Origin of the sequence: Ureibacillus aquaedulcis (assembly GCF_030418165.1) — a bacterium.
Lineage (GTDB): Bacteria > Bacillota > Bacilli > Bacillales_A > Planococcaceae > Ureibacillus > Ureibacillus aquaedulcis.
In genome coordinates this window covers 32033-49652 of sequence record NZ_JAUHTQ010000002.1, presented here as the reverse complement: position 1 = coordinate 49652, position 17620 = coordinate 32033, and the positions used below count along the sequence as shown (strand labels likewise).

Annotated in this window: 14 protein-coding genes; 5 read left to right on the top strand and 9 right to left on the bottom strand. The window is 38.2% G+C overall.

Annotated elements, in window-relative coordinates:
* Positions 1–69 precede the first annotated feature (69 nt).
* Positions 70–531: a hypothetical protein gene (locus tag QYB95_RS02880; RefSeq protein WP_301137044.1), complete on the top strand. Its 462-nt coding sequence runs from the start codon at positions 70–72 to the stop codon at positions 529–531.
* Positions 528–812 (top strand): DUF2653 family protein, encoded by a 285-nt coding sequence (locus QYB95_RS02875; protein ID WP_425609174.1) that lies wholly within the window; start codon positions 528–530, stop codon positions 810–812. The genes QYB95_RS02880 and QYB95_RS02875 overlap by 4 nt, the downstream gene beginning before the upstream one ends.
* Positions 813–879: 67 nt before the next feature.
* On the opposite strand, the gene QYB95_RS02870 is transcribed toward QYB95_RS02875, so the two are convergent.
* The 5 genes from QYB95_RS02870 to QYB95_RS02850 form a co-directional block, all read right to left on the bottom strand.
* The gene (locus tag QYB95_RS02870; protein ID WP_301136589.1) at positions 880–1152 is read right to left on the bottom strand and encodes a hypothetical protein; all 273 of its coding nucleotides are present in this window, start codon (positions 1150–1152) and stop codon (positions 880–882) included.
* A gap of 198 nt (positions 1153–1350) precedes the next feature.
* Complete coding sequence (locus tag QYB95_RS02865) at positions 1351–3552, bottom strand: 5'-nucleotidase C-terminal domain-containing protein (RefSeq protein ID WP_301136588.1); 2202 nt, start codon at positions 3550–3552, stop codon at positions 1351–1353.
* 220 nt (positions 3553–3772) lie between these two features.
* The gene (gene acnA / locus QYB95_RS02860) at positions 3773–6478 is read right to left on the bottom strand and encodes an aconitate hydratase AcnA (RefSeq protein ID WP_301137043.1); all 2706 of its coding nucleotides are present in this window, start codon (positions 6476–6478) and stop codon (positions 3773–3775) included.
* Between the two features lie 230 nt (positions 6479–6708).
* Positions 6709–7263, bottom strand: a complete 555-nt coding sequence (locus QYB95_RS02855) for a hypothetical protein (RefSeq protein ID WP_301136587.1) — start codon at positions 7261–7263, stop codon at positions 6709–6711.
* A gap of 33 nt (positions 7264–7296) precedes the next feature.
* Complete coding sequence (locus tag QYB95_RS02850) at positions 7297–8127, bottom strand: DUF2785 domain-containing protein (protein WP_301136586.1); 831 nt, start codon at positions 8125–8127, stop codon at positions 7297–7299.
* Between the two features lie 169 nt (positions 8128–8296).
* Here QYB95_RS02850 and QYB95_RS02845 point away from each other — a divergent pair, with 169 nt between their 5' ends.
* On the top strand, positions 8297–10219 hold the full coding sequence (locus tag QYB95_RS02845; RefSeq protein WP_301136584.1) for a right-handed parallel beta-helix repeat-containing protein: 1923 nt from the start codon (positions 8297–8299) through the stop codon (positions 10217–10219).
* 124 nt (positions 10220–10343) lie between these two features.
* The gene (gene yfkAB, locus QYB95_RS02840; RefSeq protein WP_301136583.1) at positions 10344–11453 is read left to right on the top strand and encodes a radical SAM/CxCxxxxC motif protein YfkAB; all 1110 of its coding nucleotides are present in this window, start codon (positions 10344–10346) and stop codon (positions 11451–11453) included.
* A 35-nt stretch (positions 11454–11488) separates the two neighbouring features.
* On the opposite strand, the gene QYB95_RS02835 is transcribed toward yfkAB, so the two are convergent.
* Positions 11489–12748: a helix-turn-helix domain-containing protein gene (locus QYB95_RS02835; protein WP_301136582.1), complete on the bottom strand. Its 1260-nt coding sequence runs from the start codon at positions 12746–12748 to the stop codon at positions 11489–11491.
* A 190-nt stretch (positions 12749–12938) separates the two neighbouring features.
* Between QYB95_RS02835 and QYB95_RS02830 the strand changes: the two genes are divergently transcribed.
* Positions 12939–14327, top strand: a complete 1389-nt coding sequence (locus tag QYB95_RS02830) for an MFS transporter (RefSeq protein WP_301136581.1) — start codon at positions 12939–12941, stop codon at positions 14325–14327.
* Between the two features lie 49 nt (positions 14328–14376).
* On the opposite strand, the gene leuD is transcribed toward QYB95_RS02830, so the two are convergent.
* Genes leuD through leuB form a run of 3 tightly spaced genes read right to left on the bottom strand, consistent with a single transcriptional unit; the run spans position 14377 to position 17509 of the window.
* A complete protein-coding gene (gene leuD / locus QYB95_RS02825; protein ID WP_301136580.1) occupies positions 14377–14967 on the bottom strand; it encodes a 3-isopropylmalate dehydratase small subunit in 591 nt (196 codons plus the stop codon).
* A gap of 19 nt (positions 14968–14986) precedes the next feature.
* Complete coding sequence (gene leuC, locus QYB95_RS02820; RefSeq protein ID WP_301136579.1) at positions 14987–16396, bottom strand: 3-isopropylmalate dehydratase large subunit; 1410 nt, start codon at positions 16394–16396, stop codon at positions 14987–14989.
* Between the two features lie 15 nt (positions 16397–16411).
* Positions 16412–17509 (bottom strand): 3-isopropylmalate dehydrogenase, encoded by a 1098-nt coding sequence (gene leuB / locus QYB95_RS02815; RefSeq protein ID WP_301136578.1) that lies wholly within the window; start codon positions 17507–17509, stop codon positions 16412–16414.
* Between the last annotated feature and the right edge of the window lie 111 nt (positions 17510–17620).

Sequence of the window (17620 nt, the reverse complement as noted above, 5' to 3'; positions counted from 1 at the left end):
TATTTTGATATAATGATAGTATATAACACAATTGGAATTTGTGTTAATTCGGATGGGGGTTATAAATTGATGAAAAAACTTGCAGCAATCCTATTCGCCGTTACTTTAGCGTTCTCAAGTGTCGGCACAGCTATTCCTTTTTTCGACCATGTGCAAACTGTCGAAGCAAAATCATACAAATCAGGTAAGAAAAGCTATAACACAAGTCCTGGTACATCGAATAACAATATTCGAAATAATGATTCCGGCTCTAATTCAACTGTTAACAAATCAACGACTACAAATAAATCAACGGCCACTACTTCAAAAGGTGGATTTACTAGCGGCGGTCTAATGAGGGGCTTATTTATCGGTGGACTTGCAGGCTTGCTATTTGGCAGCCTATTCTCTGATATGGGTCTCCTTGGCAATATACTAGGTTTTGCAATTAATGCAGCTGCCATCATTTTCATTGTCTTCATTTGCATGAAAATAGTTCAAATGATGAAACGCAAAAAGGACAAAGAGGTAACGGACCATTGGAAAAGATGACATTATCAGAGCAGGAGATCATAAATGCAATATGTTATTTCCATGCAAAATTTAAGCAAGTCAAGCCAACAGATGTTGAAGTGGAGCTAATGTATGATGATGCAGCTGGTTACACTGCTGAAGCTTATGTAAATGGTCAAATGGAGTTTTATAATACCGTCAATTTCATCACGGCGATTCGACTATATATTGAGGAAGTAGTGAACAGGGATGCCATTTCTGCCAGAATCATGCTGGAACTGCATGAGGATGAAGGCATAATCGCCAAAATTGAATGGTAAAAAAAAGAGGTATCACATTTGTGGTACCTCTTCTTATCGTTAATACATCTTAAACCTACGATATATATTAGTTGTTATCCAGTTCAGTCTGATCAAATTTGATAGTCTTCATTACTTTTGTTCGTCGGTCTTTCAAGTGGTAGTATTGAATATTGCCATTAATCAATTCAACAAAAAACTCGATTTCCGCGTGCTTATAGATCGGCCACTCTGCAAGTGCCAACAGACCTTGGGGTGGAGGAACTAGTTCTAAACAATCTAAGATTTTAGGATTATTGAAGTTTAAGTAAAAATAATGCCCCTCTCGAAACTTCGCTAAGATACTATATCTATTATCCATAATTCCTCCCGTATTATTTAGAATAAAGCATTATGTATTTACTATTTTATTAATAGTAGATATATATTTCAACTAAAATATTAATAGGATGTAAATTTCCTGAAATAATGGTTAAATCTACTCATAAAATAATAGTTGCTGAAAAAGAAAAAAATCCGATCTACAAATCACTGTAGATCGAATCTTCTTGAAATTGAATTATTCTGCTACGTCTACAATACGACCTTCAATTGTCGGTGTAATTGTACCGATGGATTCTAGATGCTCTTTAAAGTTTTCCCAGTCTGATAAACCTAAGTCAGTTACTCGGCCTTCTGCATATGCTTTAGCGAACATATCATAACCGTCTCCACCCTTGGCAGTAAATGCGTTTGTGGCAATTGTATAAGTTGTATTATCCTCAAGCACTACTTCCTTGCCTTCTGCATCTGTGTAAGCGATGCTTACAACACGTTCTCCAGCAGGTTTAGATGAGTCAAATTGTACTTTTACGCCCTTCGATACGTGCAAGAATCCACCGTTCTCATTAGGATATACACCGACACTAGTTTCAAATGCTGCTTTTAACTCGGCACCTGTCACATCCATGACAGCAAGTGTGTTTGAGAATGGAAGAACTGTTATTACTTCAGAAACCGTAATAGGTCCTGCATTAATTGCAGCACGAATACCGCCACCGTTCTGAACGGCCATTATTACATCTTTACCCGTAAAGCTTCTCGCTTTTTCAACCATTCCATCCGTAATTAAATTACCTAGAGCCGTTTCATTTTTACGAACACTTAGCTGTTCAGTATTTCCTTCGTCAGAAACACGTGGGCTTACTAAAGCTTCAGTTGTTGTAGCATCAATTTCCGCATTTCCAACTTCTTCAACTCTTTCCTTATAAGGCTTCAATAATTCAAGTGCCCCTTGATCATCAGTATATTCACCAAGATCAAGCAATTCCCCCTTGTATGCAACAACTGCGCCTTCTTTGTCAAATGTTACATCAAGCGTTCCTAAATAGCTGCTTGCATTGGCAGCTTGTACAATTAGCGTTGTGTCTTTTGCTTCGCCTGTTGTATTCGTATCTACCACATACGGCTCGTCTAACCTTGTATGTGAGTGACCGCCTACAATAACGTCTATTCCTTCAACACTTTCTGCTAGAATAATATCATTATCGACAGCAGGATTGTCATCATAACCCAAGTGGGATAGAGCAATAATTTTATCTACTCCGAGTCCTTCAAAGGCTTTGACAGCTTTTTCTGCTTCCTCAATATAATTTTCGAAAGCAATACTTCCTGGAGATGAAATATCGGCAGTTTCCGCTGTCGTTAAACCGAAAATACCGATTTTCTCACCGTTCACCTCTTTAATGATGCCGTTATAAATTTTGCCGTTCTCAGGTTCGCTGGAAATTAAATCAGTAAATAAACCTGTAAACTTGTCATCCCCCGAGAAGTCCACGTTTGCACTTACGAATGGGAAATCAGCCGAATTAACAAAGTCCACTAAAGCTTGATGGCCTTCCGTAGTGGAGCCTGCATCAAACTCATGGTTACCGAATGTCATTGCATCATATTCCATATAATTCATGAATGCAAGATCTGCTTGGCCTTTGAATTCATTGTAATATAGTGTACCTGTGTTCGCGTCACCAGCATCGAGCAGTAATGCTTCCGGACTTTTAGCGCGTTGTTCTTTTACTGCAGCTGCACGTTTTGGTGCCATCTCGACAGCACTATGTGTATCGTTGCTGTGCATAATTGATAAAGAGAATGATGATTCATATACATTTAGAGCACGATGAAGGAAGGATGCTACTTCCCCGCGTGTTACTTTTTTATTGGGAGCGAAAGTTGTTTTGGAAGTACCAAGTGTAATTCCGAAATCATAAAGTGCTTTGATTTCATCGTTTAACGATTTCACGTCTGTAAATGGTAATGCTTCACTATTCTTTGGATAGATTTTCAGTGCAGTCGAGATCATTTTTGCTAAATGAGCTCGGGAAATTTTTTCATTCGTTTTGAAAGTTTTATCTTGATAGCCATCGATGATTTTCGCTTCTTTTAAAGCAGCAATTGCACCATAATAGCTATTAGCTTTTGTTACATCCTTAAAACCAGGATCTTTTGGATTTTCTGTATCCAGTTTAAGTGTTTTCGCTAAAAGTTGTGCAACTTGTCCGCGTGTAACATCCGCATTGGGTTTATATGTACCATCTTTGTAACCGTTAATAATACCTAATTCTGATAATTTTAAAATAGATTCATAATGAGTATTTGATGTAGAAACGTCCTTGAATGGACTTGCAGCATGAGTTTGCTGGGGAGTAACAACTAGCACGGAAGAAGCTAGGGCTGCGGTTGTTGCGGTTGCTATAAAGATTTTGCTACTTTTAGAAACTTTCATTCAAATAAAACCTCCAGGAAAATTATTTAAAATTATGAAATAAATATAATTTTATTATATTCTAAACGATATATTTCTAAAAATCTATAAGCTTTCCAATTATTTATGTTAATATTTACAAAATTGCAAAAATGGAGGATAATTTTGGGAAATTTGAAGTCTTATCAACGCCAAAAAACCGATAAGTTCAAAGGAACTTATCGGTTTTATTTAGCAATAATTATTCAGCTGCTTTTGCACGAAGAACCATTTGCAGGATACCACCGTGACGGTAGTAGTCTACTTCAACTTCTGAGTCGAAACGAGCAAGAGCTTGGAATTCTTTTACAGTTCCGTCTTCTGATTTAGCTGTTACAGTCAGGATATCACGAGGTTTTACATCATCAGTTAGGTTTACTGAGATTTCTTCTTTACCAGTTAATCCTAATGTATCAGCGCTTTCACCTGGTAAGTATTGAAGTGGTAATACACCCATCATTACAAGGTTTGAACGGTGAATACGCTCATAGCTTTGTGCGATAACTGTTTTAATTCCTAATAAGAATGTACCTTTAGCAGCCCAGTCACGAGAAGATCCCATACCATAGTCGTTACCAGCTAATACTACTAATCCAGTACCTTGTTCTTGATATTTCATTGCAGCATCGTAAATGTACTCAACTTCTCCTGTTGGCCAGTAAGTAGTGAATCCACCTTCCGTACCAGGAGCAACTTGGTTACGGATACGGATGTTAGCGAATGTACCGCGCATCATAACTTCGTGGTTACCACGACGAGAACCGTAAGAGTTGAAGTCACGGATTGCTACACCATTTTCTTGCAAGTATTTACCTGCTGGTGTATCTTTACCGATCGCACCTGCTGGTGAAATATGGTCAGTTGTAATAGAGTCGCCAAATTTAGCGATTACGCGTAATCCTTCAAGTGTTTGGATTGCGCCAGGCTCTTTAGAAAGACCAGTGAAGAATGGTGGGTTTTGAATGTAAGTTGATTTTTCATCAAATGTGTATAAAGACTCAGTTGATGTTTCAATTGCATTCCATTTTTCGTTAGCTGTGAATACTGTTTCATATTCTTTTTGGAATAATTCACGAGTAACTACTTGGTTTAATACTTCGTTCACTTCTTCAGTTGTTGGCCAGATATCAGCGAAGAATACAGCGTTACCGTCTTTGTCAGTGCCGATAGCATCTTTTTGCAGGTCGATATCAACAGTACCCGCTAAAGCATAAGCAACAACAAGTGGTGGTGATGCTAAGTAGTTAGCTTTTACTAGTGGGTGTACACGACCTTCAAAGTTACGGTTACCAGAAAGTACAGAAGTTACGAATAGATCTTTATCTTTAATTGCTTCTTCGATTTCTGGAAGTAATGGACCAGAGTTACCGATACATGTTGTACAACCATAACCTACTGTGTTGAAGCCGATTTGGTCTAAATAGTTTTGTAGACCTGACTCTTCTAAGTAACCAGTTACTACTTTAGAACCTGGTGCTAAAGAAGTTTTAACCCATGCTGGTGGTTGGATACCTTTTTCAACTGCTTTTTTCGCAACTAAACCAGCAGCTAAAAGAACGTATGGGTTAGATGTGTTTGTACAAGAAGTGATTGCAGCGATTGCTACAGCACCTGTTGGCATTTCCACATCGCCATCTGCAAATTTAACTGTAGCTTTTTTAGCGAACTCATCTTCTGTTAAACCAAAGCCTTGTACGCCCATTGGAGCAGTTACTGCTTCATGGTAGCGAGCTTTCATATCTGAAAGAGGAATTAAATCTTGTGGACGTTTTGGACCAGAAAGGTTTGGTTCAATGTCCTCTAATTTAATTTCTAATACATCAGTGTAAACAGGCTCTAATGATGGATCGAAGAATAAGTTGTTAGCTTTTAAGTAAGCTTCAACTACTGCAATGTGCTCTTCGTCACGACCAGTTAAACGCATATAGTTTAATGATTCTTCGTCAATAGCGAAGTAACCACATGTTGCACCATATTCAGGAGCCATGTTTGAAATTGTAGCACGGTCAGCTAATGGTAATTTAGAAACCCCAGGACCGAAGAACTCAACAAACTTACCTACTACGCCACGTTGACGCAATACTTGAGTTACTTTTAATGATAAGTCCATTGCAGTTGCACCGTTTGGAAGATCACCAGTTAATTTAACACCGATTACTTCTGGAATTGGGAAGTATGACGCTTGGCCAAGCATACCTGCTTCAGCTTCGATACCACCTACACCCCATCCAAGAACACCGATACCGTTGATCATTGTTGTATGTGAGTCAGTACCAACTACTGAATCCGGGAAAGTTTCAAAAGTGCCATCTTCGTTCTCTTTTACGTGAACTACTGGCGCTAAATATTCTAAGTTAACTTGGTGTACGATACCAGTTGCTGGAGGAACAGCACGGAAGTTATCGTATGCAGTTTGAGCCCATTTTAAGAAGTTGTAACGTTCTGCGTTACGTTCGAACTCAAGATCCATGTTAGTTTGTAATGCAGATGCATTACCGTATTTGTCAACTTGTACTGAATGGTCAATTACAAGGTCAACTGGAATTGCCGGGTTGATTTTATCCGGATTTCCGCCTAATTCTTTCATAGCTGAACGTAAAGACGCTAAATCAACTACTACCGGAACCCCTGTGAAGTCTTGTAATACTACACGTGATGGCTTGAATGGTACTTCACCTTCTGCATCGGCACCAGCACCAAATTTCGCTAAGTTGTTTACGTGTTCTTCTTTAATTACATAATCATCAAATTGACGTAATACAGATTCTAATAATACTTTAATTGAGTAAGGTAGGCGTGATACGTTTGCTACGCCAGCTTCTTCGATTGCAGCTAAACGGTAGAAGTTATATGTCTTACCATTAACATCAAATGAAGAACGGCTGTTGTGTAAGTTGCTTGCCATTATTGTACTCCCCCTATTAATTATTGAAATGCTTGCAAAGCTTTTCTCCATAAACCATCATAAACGATTTATATACATAAGTAAATTACATTAATATTATCTTTTGTGATAAGTTATTTTTATGACCTAGTCATTTACTATGCATATAGTATTATAACTTACTATTGTAAAATAGCAAAGTTAATATTTTAATACATTATTCCATCTTCCTCTTCAATTTTGGACAATAATGATTAGATTGATAATTCACTTAAAAGAGAGTCATTTTTATCCAGTACTCGAATTACATAGTTTTTCGAATCATTTAATGCCGATAAATCTATGTACCAGATTTCATACCCTGCAACATTATAATTTTCAGCTATTTCCGCTGAAAGAGAAGTTAAGGGTATTTGTTCGGCAGGATGATTATTGACTGTAATTTTTACATCCCCATTCGGCTTAATCAATCCAAATAATATATTGCTATCGGAATAGCCAGCATTTATCGTATTATCTTCCAATGGTTTAGGTAATGGTGTGGATGTGCCATCACCTGAACTCCAGCCTTTGAAATTTTTGGATATAACTTCAGTTCCAAAGGTATCTCCATTAGATAAGAAGAAATATCTTTGCTCCTTTTCACTTTTCGGCCCTACGATCCACTCATAATTTGCATCGCTCGGCAGTGCTTCTTCTGGGGTTTCTTTCCCATCACCTGAAAAATGAACTGAAAAGAAACTATAGCCGACTCCTAAAATAACGAGGATGCTCACTATAACCAAAGTCCGAATCATACGCCTTCTCATACTTTCACCCCTCACAGTATTTCATCCAATTCATTAATGTTTCATCCATTTAGCAAGAAATAACGAAACGATGGCCATTAATTCCGGTGATTTTTGAGAAAACTTTAATGTGAGATACAAAGTTTTCATAAAATGAAGAGTATTTGTCCGCGCTTTAAAATACTGTGGAGTATAGCCTACTTCCATTAAATAAAATTGCAACTTATCAAATACCTGTTCTATCCATTCAATCAATATTTCTTCAGGGAAATTTACCGATATTAGTTTTTCAAAAATTGTTACCAAACGCTCTTCTTCATCGTCAACAAAGACCGTCCCTTTCCAGAAACTATCCTTGATTCCTTGCAGTATGATTGGAGCGAATCGAACATTGAACGAAGGATGAGAGATGATTGCGCTCGATAAATCAGCACCATGTGCAATACTGTGTGCCCAACCTTTCTCGCCAACAAAACCGCGCACATCGTTTTCCTTTGCAAGATAGTGAGCACCTGCATCCAATATGCCAAGCGCTTCCTGCTCACTTAGGAAACGTCGTTGTCCGTCTACATTTAACAAATTGCTTAGCCATAGCGCTGAAAAAGAACGTGTAAATACACTGTCGCTATCACGCTCGCCGATGGAATGATACAAATAGTCGTCCCCTTTAAGGGTTATAGCAATTTGAGCCATTTGCTTCTTTGAAAACAATTCGGCAGCCAGCAATTCAATAAATAGGCGGTAATTTAATTTATCGCGCAGTTCATCTTCAGGGTATCCGATATGCGTAATCATATCGGCGATTAATCGATCCCCGTGCTCATGCATATATGCTTGTTTTTCCGTTGGGTTCATATGTAATAGTTCATTTAAAGTGGCTTTCAAAGGCTAAATCCTCCTAAAGTTAAATAAAGTTAATTGTAACCCTCTCTTTTGTTTTTAGCAAAAAAGAAAATCAACATCCATTTTTTAGAAAGAATTGTAAAAAAAGCGATTAAGATTTCGCATTTTAACTGACAATAGAAGTAATGTTTCAATGGAGGAGGTACCCTAATTGTCGATTTATCGTTTCTTTTCGAGCTTCTTTATAAAGGTTAAAACCATTCAAAGGATTATACAGCAATCAAAAGCAGGAAATTTCATCCAACTTAAGCCGAAGTTATATAAAGAATCCATTCATTTCGATAAAAATATGGTTTTAGCTGGCGATATACACGATGAGACAACACTGGAAGGTTTAATTATTATCCCGAAGAACGTTTCGGTTACCTTGCAAAACTTAACGATCTCCCCTACTGCACAAATGTATATCGAAGGAGAAGTCGTGCTACAGAATTGCCATTTCAAGGGTGGGAAAAGCGATATACATGTGACGGTTGACGGCGGGAAGATCCACGCTCATAACTGTTCCTTTGATTACGCAAAAGAGATGGCGCTTTCCATCGTTAATAATAGTAAGGCATTCTTTGAAAACTGTACATTCTGCCATAACGGCAAAGTTCAAATACTAACGGAATCATCCCAGGTAAGTATTGAAAAATGTGAGTTTTCCTATGCCAAACATGCCTTATGCATTAAGAATGGTTCCTTCGTTCAATCAAGGAATGTCCATTTTCATCACCATACAAGTGCACAGATTGTTGTGGAGGATTCTCGATTCATCGATCATGAAAGCGTGATTGAACACGGGGATGGCATGGGAATTCATGTCTACCATGAAGGAGATGCCTCGATACAATCGACCGTCCTTCAATACAACACCCAAACCCAGATTTGCGTTCAAAGGGGATTATTAACTGCCCGTTATTGTTCCATCCAACAAGGCAGGGATGCAGGAATATCGATAACACAAAAAGCCGAAGCGCAAACTTTTCATTGTGAGATTGCCCAAAATAAAAAGTCCAATATTGTTGTGACGAAGGATTCCAAGATGAATATCGAGTTTTGCCAAATCCATAACGGGGAAAATGTCGGCATTCAAATAGGCGATCACTCGATTGTCAATATCTTCGAAACATCGATCAAGGCCCATCGTTCCTCTCAAGTGTCCATTGCCAACAAATCGATTTGTTCCATGAAAAAGTGTGGGATTACAGGTGGTTACCATGTTGGCGTGTGTATTGAGGATAATGGGAATTGTTCGATTGCCGAGTGTGAAATAACACATAATGCAAATTCAGCAATTACATTGTTTAAATCTGAACTATCTATTTTCAAGTCTATTTTAACCCAGAATGTAGGAAATGGGATTTTAGCAATGTCTCATTCAAAAGTGGAAGTTGATATGTGCAAGATTTTTGATAACGAGATGCCGCATATTGCTTGCAAGTCCAATGTGGAGATTTATATTATCCATAGCGTGCTCTATAATGGGAAAAGTTTATTCATCGTCAATGAGTGTGAACTGACGGCCATAGATTGCCAATTTTATGATAGCCTCAATGTACAGATTGAAATATGTGATTTGTCCAATGGACGCTTCGAAAATTGCCAAATCTATAACGGGAAATCCTACGGAATAAAAGTTTTGCGGAACTCTAGTCTATTTTTGTTCGATAGCCAGATTTTCAACCATGAGCTTTCTCAAATGGTTGTAAATGATAGCTCGGTCATATTGAAAAACAGCGAATTATTTGATGGCAATCGAAATGCTTTATATATTCAAAATCATAGTGAAGTGTTTGTTACAGATTGTTTTATTTCAAAACATGCCCAGCATCAAGTTTGGATAGATTTTGAATCTACGGTTGAATTAAGAAGTGTCCAAATTACGGATGGTGCCCTGACCGATATTTTTGCGCAAAATCAGTCCTCCGTTTACGTTTCGGAGAGTGTCATTCGTAACAATAAATCTCGTTTCAATGTGCAAGCCGTTAATTTTTCCAAGATTGAAATAAGTAAAACCGTGGTTGAAAATATTTATGGAGATGTCTATTATAGTGAAAATCATAGCTTTATTAAGCAATTAGATACTTAATCTATCGCTGGAAAGTAGAGTGTATTATCCCACTAACAGTTAAATCTTCTACATAAAGCAAAATTAGTTTTCTAATGGACCAGGTTATGAGAAAATGTAACTTTGGAAAGGAAGATCGAAAACTATGAAAACATTAGAAAAAATTACCCCTAAATTCGATCCTTGGGAAGCTTATCTAGATGTAGAACAACACGGGAAATTGACACTTTCAAATATTGAATTTACAACGACGACTTTATGTAATATGAGATGTGCACACTGTGCGGTCGGCTATACATTGCAAACAAAGGATCCTGCCCCATTGCCAATAGATTTGATCTTAAAACGATTGGATGAAATCCCGGATTTAAGAACCTTGAGTATTACAGGCGGCGAACCGATGCTGAGCAAAAAGTCGGTGGCAGACTATGTTAAACCCATTTTGCAATATGCCCATGAACGAGGCGTAAGAACGCAAATGAACTCCAACTTAACCATTGATGGCGAAAGATACTTGGAAATTGCACCATATCTTGATGTTCTTCATATTTCTCATAACTGGGGAACGATTGAAGAATTTGTCGAAACAGGGTTTGCCATGATGGAAAGGAAACCAACCTTTGAGCAAAGAGCTGCCCTTTTTGATCGAATGATTGAAAACTCCCGCATGTTATCGGAACAAGGGGTTATGGTTTCTGCTGAAACGATGTTAAATAAAAAGACGATTCCTTACATCGAGCATATTCACCACCAAATTGTTCATGAAATGAGATGCGCAAGACACGAGGTGCACCCAATGTACCCATCCGATTTTGCGTCCAGTCTTACTTCTCTTTCACTAGAGGAAACACGCGATGCAATCAATCACTTACTCGATATTCGTGATGAAGACACTTGGATGCTGTTTGGTACACTCCCCTTCTATCCATGTAGCCTAAATGATGAAGATCAAGCCTTGTTAACGCGTTTAAGAGAAGCAAAAAATGTCACGTTGCGTAATGACCCGGATGGCCGTTCTAGACTCAATGTGAATATCTTTAATGGGGACGTGATCGTTACAGACTTCGGGGATACACCTGCACTAGGCAATATCCAAACAGATTCTCTGACAGATGTTTTTGATAAATGGTTAGCGACCGATTTAGCGAAATCATTAAATTGCCATTGCCCTGCAGTGAAATGCCTGGGTCCAAACGTATTGGTAAAAAATATGTATTATCAAAATGCTGAATTTGTGAGTGGTTCAGTAAAATAGAAAAAAGGGTTGAGTAGAGGTGGAGGTCCACTTACCTACTTAACCCTTTTTCCATATCGAATCTTTTCATAGGCTTCTTGAATGAACGATTTGTATATTGAACTTGGAAACTCTGCCACGCCATGGTAGGCATATAGAACTTCTTTTTTTGCAGCTTCCTTATCTCCTAGTTCGAGGTAGCACAAAGCTCTTACTGCAAAACATCTAAGCATAATGGATAGATCAACCGGATGGTGTACATATTCCGGTATAGTAATTGATTGACTGAGATCAAGAGCCTTTTGAAACTTACCAAGCGCCCAATATGCGTAAACCTCCTCCATTTTGTATAAAATAGAATCATCGAAGGAATCTTTTTCATATCTATCCGGGATTACATACTTTCTAAAACCCGGCACTTTCTCATAATCCTTTTCAATAAGGTTTGTATAATGCCCGTATGCAAATGCAAGGGCAGATATAGACAGTTTGTCTTCAGTAAAATCGGCATGCTGCTTTAATTTAGTTAAGTAATATTTACTCTTTTCTTTATCGCCTTGCCCAATTGCCTGGATTAGTGTAAAACGATAAAAATCATCCAAGCGGTAATATATTTTGTTTTTATGGGCTATTTCCAGTGCTAATTTCAAATGTTCCTGTGTTTTCAACGTATCATCCACCGCTGCATAGAGAACGGTTAATATATAGTGCATGTCCAACAATGCAATATGGTCAATTAGGTGTTCATATGGCTTTATTCTTTGTTCAGCTTCGAGAATGAATTGCAAAGCAATTTTATAGTCATTCCGTTGAAAGGCGTCGCCTGCCAAAAAACTATAGCATTCTATTATTCGACTATAAGCATGAATTCTTTCATAATAGTCAATGATATCGAACATCGTCACTTCTTCTTGTTCATATTTTAAATGGGCAGATAGTCGAATATAATAATCCAGCAGCTTTATTTCTTCGTATTTTTTTCCCTGTAAATCGTCTTTTATTGCCGTAATTTTTTCATAAACCTCTTCAAATTTTTCTTTCTTTTCCTCGGCATTTGGAGAATAGACTGATTTGTATAAGGTTTCAACCTCCATGAGCAGTTCCCGCAGTTCTTCAACATTCCCTTCATCAAGCAAGGCAGACACTTCGACCCCTACTCTTTCAGCAATATATCTTAAGCTTTCCATCGAAGGCTGTGCCTTTCCATTCTCTATTAAGCTTAACATCCCTTTCGTCAAGCGATCCCCTGCAAGTTCGGCTAATGTCATCTTCTTTTGTTTTCTAAGTTGTTTGATACGTTCTCCAAGTGAACTCATAAACCTTCCCCTTTTTTCAAGAAAAATCAGAATAGTCAGCATTTTTTTAGTTTAATTAAACAAATATTACCCTAATTTTCAACTTTTATCAAATAAGTTTAATTTAATTTAACTATTTGGTTGATTTTTTCAAAAGAGTGGAATATTATGGGTTTAATTAAATTAAACTTTTAGTAAGGGGGATGGTCATATGTCTGAAATGACAAAACAAAGGCGCGCTACCTATCATTTATATACTTTCCTGATAAGTAAAATTATTTCATCGCTGGGTGCCAATGTTTATTCGTTTGGAATGAGCATGTTTATCTTATCGATTACGGGTTCTGCCTTAAGTTTTGCAGCAAACTTGATTTTTTCTATTATACCCCGCGTCATTCTATCTCCAGTTGCCGGGATATTAACAGATCGCCTTCCAAGAAAAACAGTCGTGTTAGTTGGTCAAGGCGGCGTGATTTTATCGCTTACAGGGCTATTAACATATTGTCTGATTTTCGACTTGTCGATTGCTGCTATATATGTAACAACGGTATTTTATACAATCAGCAGCACTTTTTCATCAATCGCCTTTTCTGCATCGATTTCCAACTTGGTTGATCAGGAAAGAATCCAAAAAGCAATGTCATTCAACCAAATGTCCCTGTCCATTTCAGGAATTGGCGGTCCAATTGTTGGTGGTATGCTGTTTGGGTTTGTTTCAATGGAAATATTTTTGCTTATTAACATTATTTCTTATTCAATAGCCTTTCTATTAGAGTCAACGATGAATTTTAGACTATATTCCACGAAATCGCAAAATGCCAAAAACGAGGAGTCGATGCTACAAAGCTTTAAGGAAGGACTGCGTTATCTAAAAACCAAACCTGTCATTTCCCGCCTGCTAATGGTAGTCCTGTGGCTTAATTTATTTTTTGCTTCTGTTAATGTTGGAACGAATTTTATTTTGGTAGAAGTATTGAAAATGGAGTATTCTTTAATTGGCTTTGTGGAGGCATCTGGGGCAATAGGCATGTTGCTCATCTCAATTTATTTCGCTGCACGTTCAAATGTTAAGTACCCTTTACAGTTTTCAAAACGAGCGGTATTAGGTTTATCGATTCTGGTTGGAACAATCGCCATTCCTCTTATCTTCGATATTTCCGGCACACTATTATTCATATATTTCCTAGTAATTATGTTCCTATTCGGTAGTTTTAGTGTTTTAACAAATACACCGCTTGGAATTATGATGCAAAAAGATGTAGATGAAAATTATCGCGGAAGAGTGTTTGGAATTCTGGAAATGATGGCGATGGGTTTAATGCCGGTTGGCTCTTTGGTATTCGGCATACTTTACGATGTTGTGCCAGCAGAAATTATTTTGATTGTTTGTAGTGCCTTATTAGTGACAGTTACACTAGTTTTACTCCCTTCTTCGTTAATCAGGTCAGTCTACCCTGAACTGGAAGATGAAAAGAATTTTGTTAAATCCGCCTCTGTGAAAAATAAAGAAATGCTGCTAAAAAAAGAGCTCTTGAACGAATATCGTGAAGATACAGAAATACAAAAGCAATCATCGAACCCCACTACGATTCGGTTCTAAAAAATAAAGTCACTTCATTCTAAACTAGAGTGAAGTGACTTTATATTTATTAATATACAACTCGTTTTTCTTCGAAAGCCCTAATCTGATCTTCATATTGGAATGTAAGTGAAATCTCATCCCAACCATTTAAAAGCATTTGTTTGTAATACGGATCGATGTTGAAACTGTAAACTTTCCCATCATTTCCTGTTACAGTCTGTGCTTCAAGATTTACTTCTACGTCATAAGGAGCCTTTAAGCCTTTTGCCAGAATTTCATCACATTCTGTTTCTGTTAATTTAATTGGTAATATCCCGTTCTTGAAACAGTTGTTGTGGAAGATGTCAGCAAAACTTGGCGCAATCACTACACGGAAACCGTAATCCAAAATAGCCCATGGAGCATGTTCACGTGATGAACCGCAACCAAAGTTATCTTGTGCAACCAAAATTTGCGAATTCTTGTATTCAGGCTTATTTAAAACAAAATCAGAAATTTCATTCCCCTGCTCATCAAAGCGCCAATGATAGAATAAAAAACGTCCAAAGCCAGTTCGTTCGATGCGCTTTAAAAATTCTTTAGAAATAATTTGGTCTGTATCGACATTTTTGCGATCTAACGGTGCAATTACACTATTTACAATATTGATAGGTTCCATTTTTTCTCACTCCTACTTCTTATACTTGTTGCGTTACATATTTACGTACGTCAACAAAGTGACCTTCTATCGCCGCTGCTGCAGCCATTGCAGGACTTACTAAGTGTGTACGAGCCCCTGCACCTTGACGACCTTCGAAGTTTCGGTTGGATGTAGAAGCACAACGTTCGCCTGAAGGAATAATGTCTTCATTCATTCCAAGGCATGCGGAGCAGCCAGATTCGCGCCATTCAAAGCCTGCTTCCAAGAAGATTTTATCTAATCCCTCTTTTTCAGCAGCAGCCTTGGTAGAGTATGAGCCAGGAACCACAAAAGCCTTTACGCCCGGTGCTACCTTCTTCCCTTCTACAATACTTGCAGCTGAACGCAAATCGGATAGTCGGGAATTTGTACACGAACCAATGAATACATGTTGTATTTCAATTGAAGAAATAGGTTGCCCTTCTTCCAATCCCATATAAGCAAGAGCTTTTTGAAGAGCGGATTTATCAGATTCTGAATCAAAATCTGAAGATGTTGGTACAGTTTTCGATACGCCAGTACCCATTGAAGGGTTTGTTCCCCATGTTACAATTGGTTCAATTTCATCTGCATCGATTTCCAGCACAACATCATATGAACAACCCTCATCAGATGCCAAGCTTAGCCAGTATTTTGCGGCTTTTTCAAAGTTTTCATCCTTTGGAGCGAATCGGCGTCCGCGAAGGAAATCGACAGTTGTTTGGTCTGGAGAAATAAGACCTGCTTTTGCCCCAGCTTCAATCGACATATTACAGATCGTCATCCGCTCTTCCATCGTAAGGTTACGGATAGCTTCACCTGTATATTCGACAATGTGGCCAGTACCAACACCAATTCCCCACTTTGCAATAATCGCCAAAATGATATCCTTCGCTGCAACACCTACACCTAATTTACCATTTACACGAATTTCCATTGTTGGCGGCTTGGTTTGCCATAATGTTTGAGTAGATAATACATGTTCAACTTCCGACGTACCAATACCAAAGGCTAAAGCTCCAAACGCCCCATGTGTGGAAGTATGTGAATCACCACAAACGATCGTTTTACCAGGCTGTGTCAAGCCAAGCTCAGGACCGATTACGTGCACAATCCCTTGGTCTGGGTGACCCATGTCAGCAAGCTCGATTCCAAATTCTTTCGCATTTTCCGCAAGCGTCATAATTTGTTTTTTTGCAATTGGGTCGTTTATTGTCGGTAAGTTTTTTGTTGGAACATTGTGATCCATTGTTGCAAAACAAAGATCTGGACGACGTACTTTACGACCTGCTAAACGTAGTCCTTCAAAAGCTTGAGGAGACGTAACTTCATGAATTAGATGAAGATCGATATAAAGTAAATCCGGTTTCCCAGCTTCTTGATAGACGACGTGTGAATCCCAAATTTTTTCTATAATATTTTTTGCCATACTCTTCACCAATCCTTAAATATAAGATTCCATAATACTATCTGCAACGAAGTTTGTATCAATCTCGGCGATTACTTTATCCGTCCATTCATCTGTAGAAAGTGCACGGCTATTATCTTTCACCAAGTCTGCTGTAAAGTAGCCATCATCAAATACGCTGCTTACTGCACGTTCGATTTCTGCCGCTTCATCTTGAAGATCAAAGGAATAGCGCAGCATCATGGCAACAGATAGAATTGTCGCCGCTGGATTTGCAATGCCTTCTCCTGCAATTTCAGGAGCAGAACCATGAACGGGTTCATAAAGCCCGAAATTATCACTGCGAATAGAGGCAGATGGCAATACTCCCAGCGAGCCGGTAATAACGGATGCTTCATCACTCAAAATATCCCCGAACATATTATCTGTTACTACAACATCATAGTGTCCCGGGTTTGTAATTAATTTCATTGCAACGGAGTCCACTAGATTATGTTCAACTGCTACATCTGGGTATTGCGCTTTTTTCTCTTCAACAATTTGGCGCCATAGTCTGGATGTTTCAAGAACGTTTGCTTTATCAACAGAACAAAGTTTGCCTTTACGTACTTTTGCAAGCGAGAGTGCATTATCGATAATGCGTTCAATTTCTTCGCGAGTATATACATTTAAATCACTTGCCTCTGATTCGGTGCGATTTTTTTCTCCGAAGTAGATACCGCCTGTAAGTTCCCGAACAATCATTAAATCAACATTTTCCGCTACTTCCCTCTTCAATGGAGAAGCATCAAGTAAGCTTGGGAATGCTTTTACCGGTCTAAGATTTGCGAATAAGTCGAAAGTTTTACGGATTTGAAGCAAGCCTAATTCAGGACGTAAATCTGCAGGATTGTTATCCCATTTCGGACCTCCTACTGCTCCTAAAAGGATTGCATCACTTTCTTTGCACATCTTGATTGTTTCTTCCGGAAGTGGATCCTGGAATTGATCTATGGCCGCACCACCGATTGCAGCATATGCTAGTTGAAAATCATGATTGTATCTTTTTGCAATGACTTGTAAAACTCTTACTGCAGCAGCAACAACTTCCGGTCCAATCCCATCTCCGGGAAGTACTGTAATTTTCTTTTCCACCTGCAAAAACACCTTTCTTTACTAATTTAATCATACGTAAGTTTAAAGAAATGCCATCAAAGTGTGTCTTTGATGGCGTCTCCATTGTTGATTTAATAAATTTTAAAAAAG

Coding starts and splice junctions, on each gene's coding strand:
- QYB95_RS02880 (WP_301137044.1), top strand. CDS start 70: ATGAAAAAACTTGCAGCAATCCTATTCGCCGTTACTTTAGCGTTCTCA.
- QYB95_RS02875 (WP_425609174.1), top strand. CDS start 528: ATGACATTATCAGAGCAGGAGATCATAAATGCAATATGTTATTTCCAT.
- QYB95_RS02870 (WP_301136589.1), bottom strand. CDS start 1,152: ATGGATAATAGATATAGTATCTTAGCGAAGTTTCGAGAGGGGCATTAT.
- QYB95_RS02865 (WP_301136588.1), bottom strand. CDS start 3,552: ATGAAAGTTTCTAAAAGTAGCAAAATCTTTATAGCAACCGCAACAACC.
- QYB95_RS02855 (WP_301136587.1), bottom strand. CDS start 7,263: ATGAGAAGGCGTATGATTCGGACTTTGGTTATAGTGAGCATCCTCGTT.
- yfkAB (WP_301136583.1), top strand. CDS start 10,344: ATGAAAACATTAGAAAAAATTACCCCTAAATTCGATCCTTGGGAAGCT.
- QYB95_RS02835 (WP_301136582.1), bottom strand. CDS start 12,748: ATGAGTTCACTTGGAGAACGTATCAAACAACTTAGAAAACAAAAGAAG.
- QYB95_RS02830 (WP_301136581.1), top strand. CDS start 12,939: ATGTCTGAAATGACAAAACAAAGGCGCGCTACCTATCATTTATATACT.
- leuD (WP_301136580.1), bottom strand. CDS start 14,967: ATGGAACCTATCAATATTGTAAATAGTGTAATTGCACCGTTAGATCGC.
- leuC (WP_301136579.1), bottom strand. CDS start 16,396: ATGGCAAAAAATATTATAGAAAAAATTTGGGATTCACACGTCGTCTAT.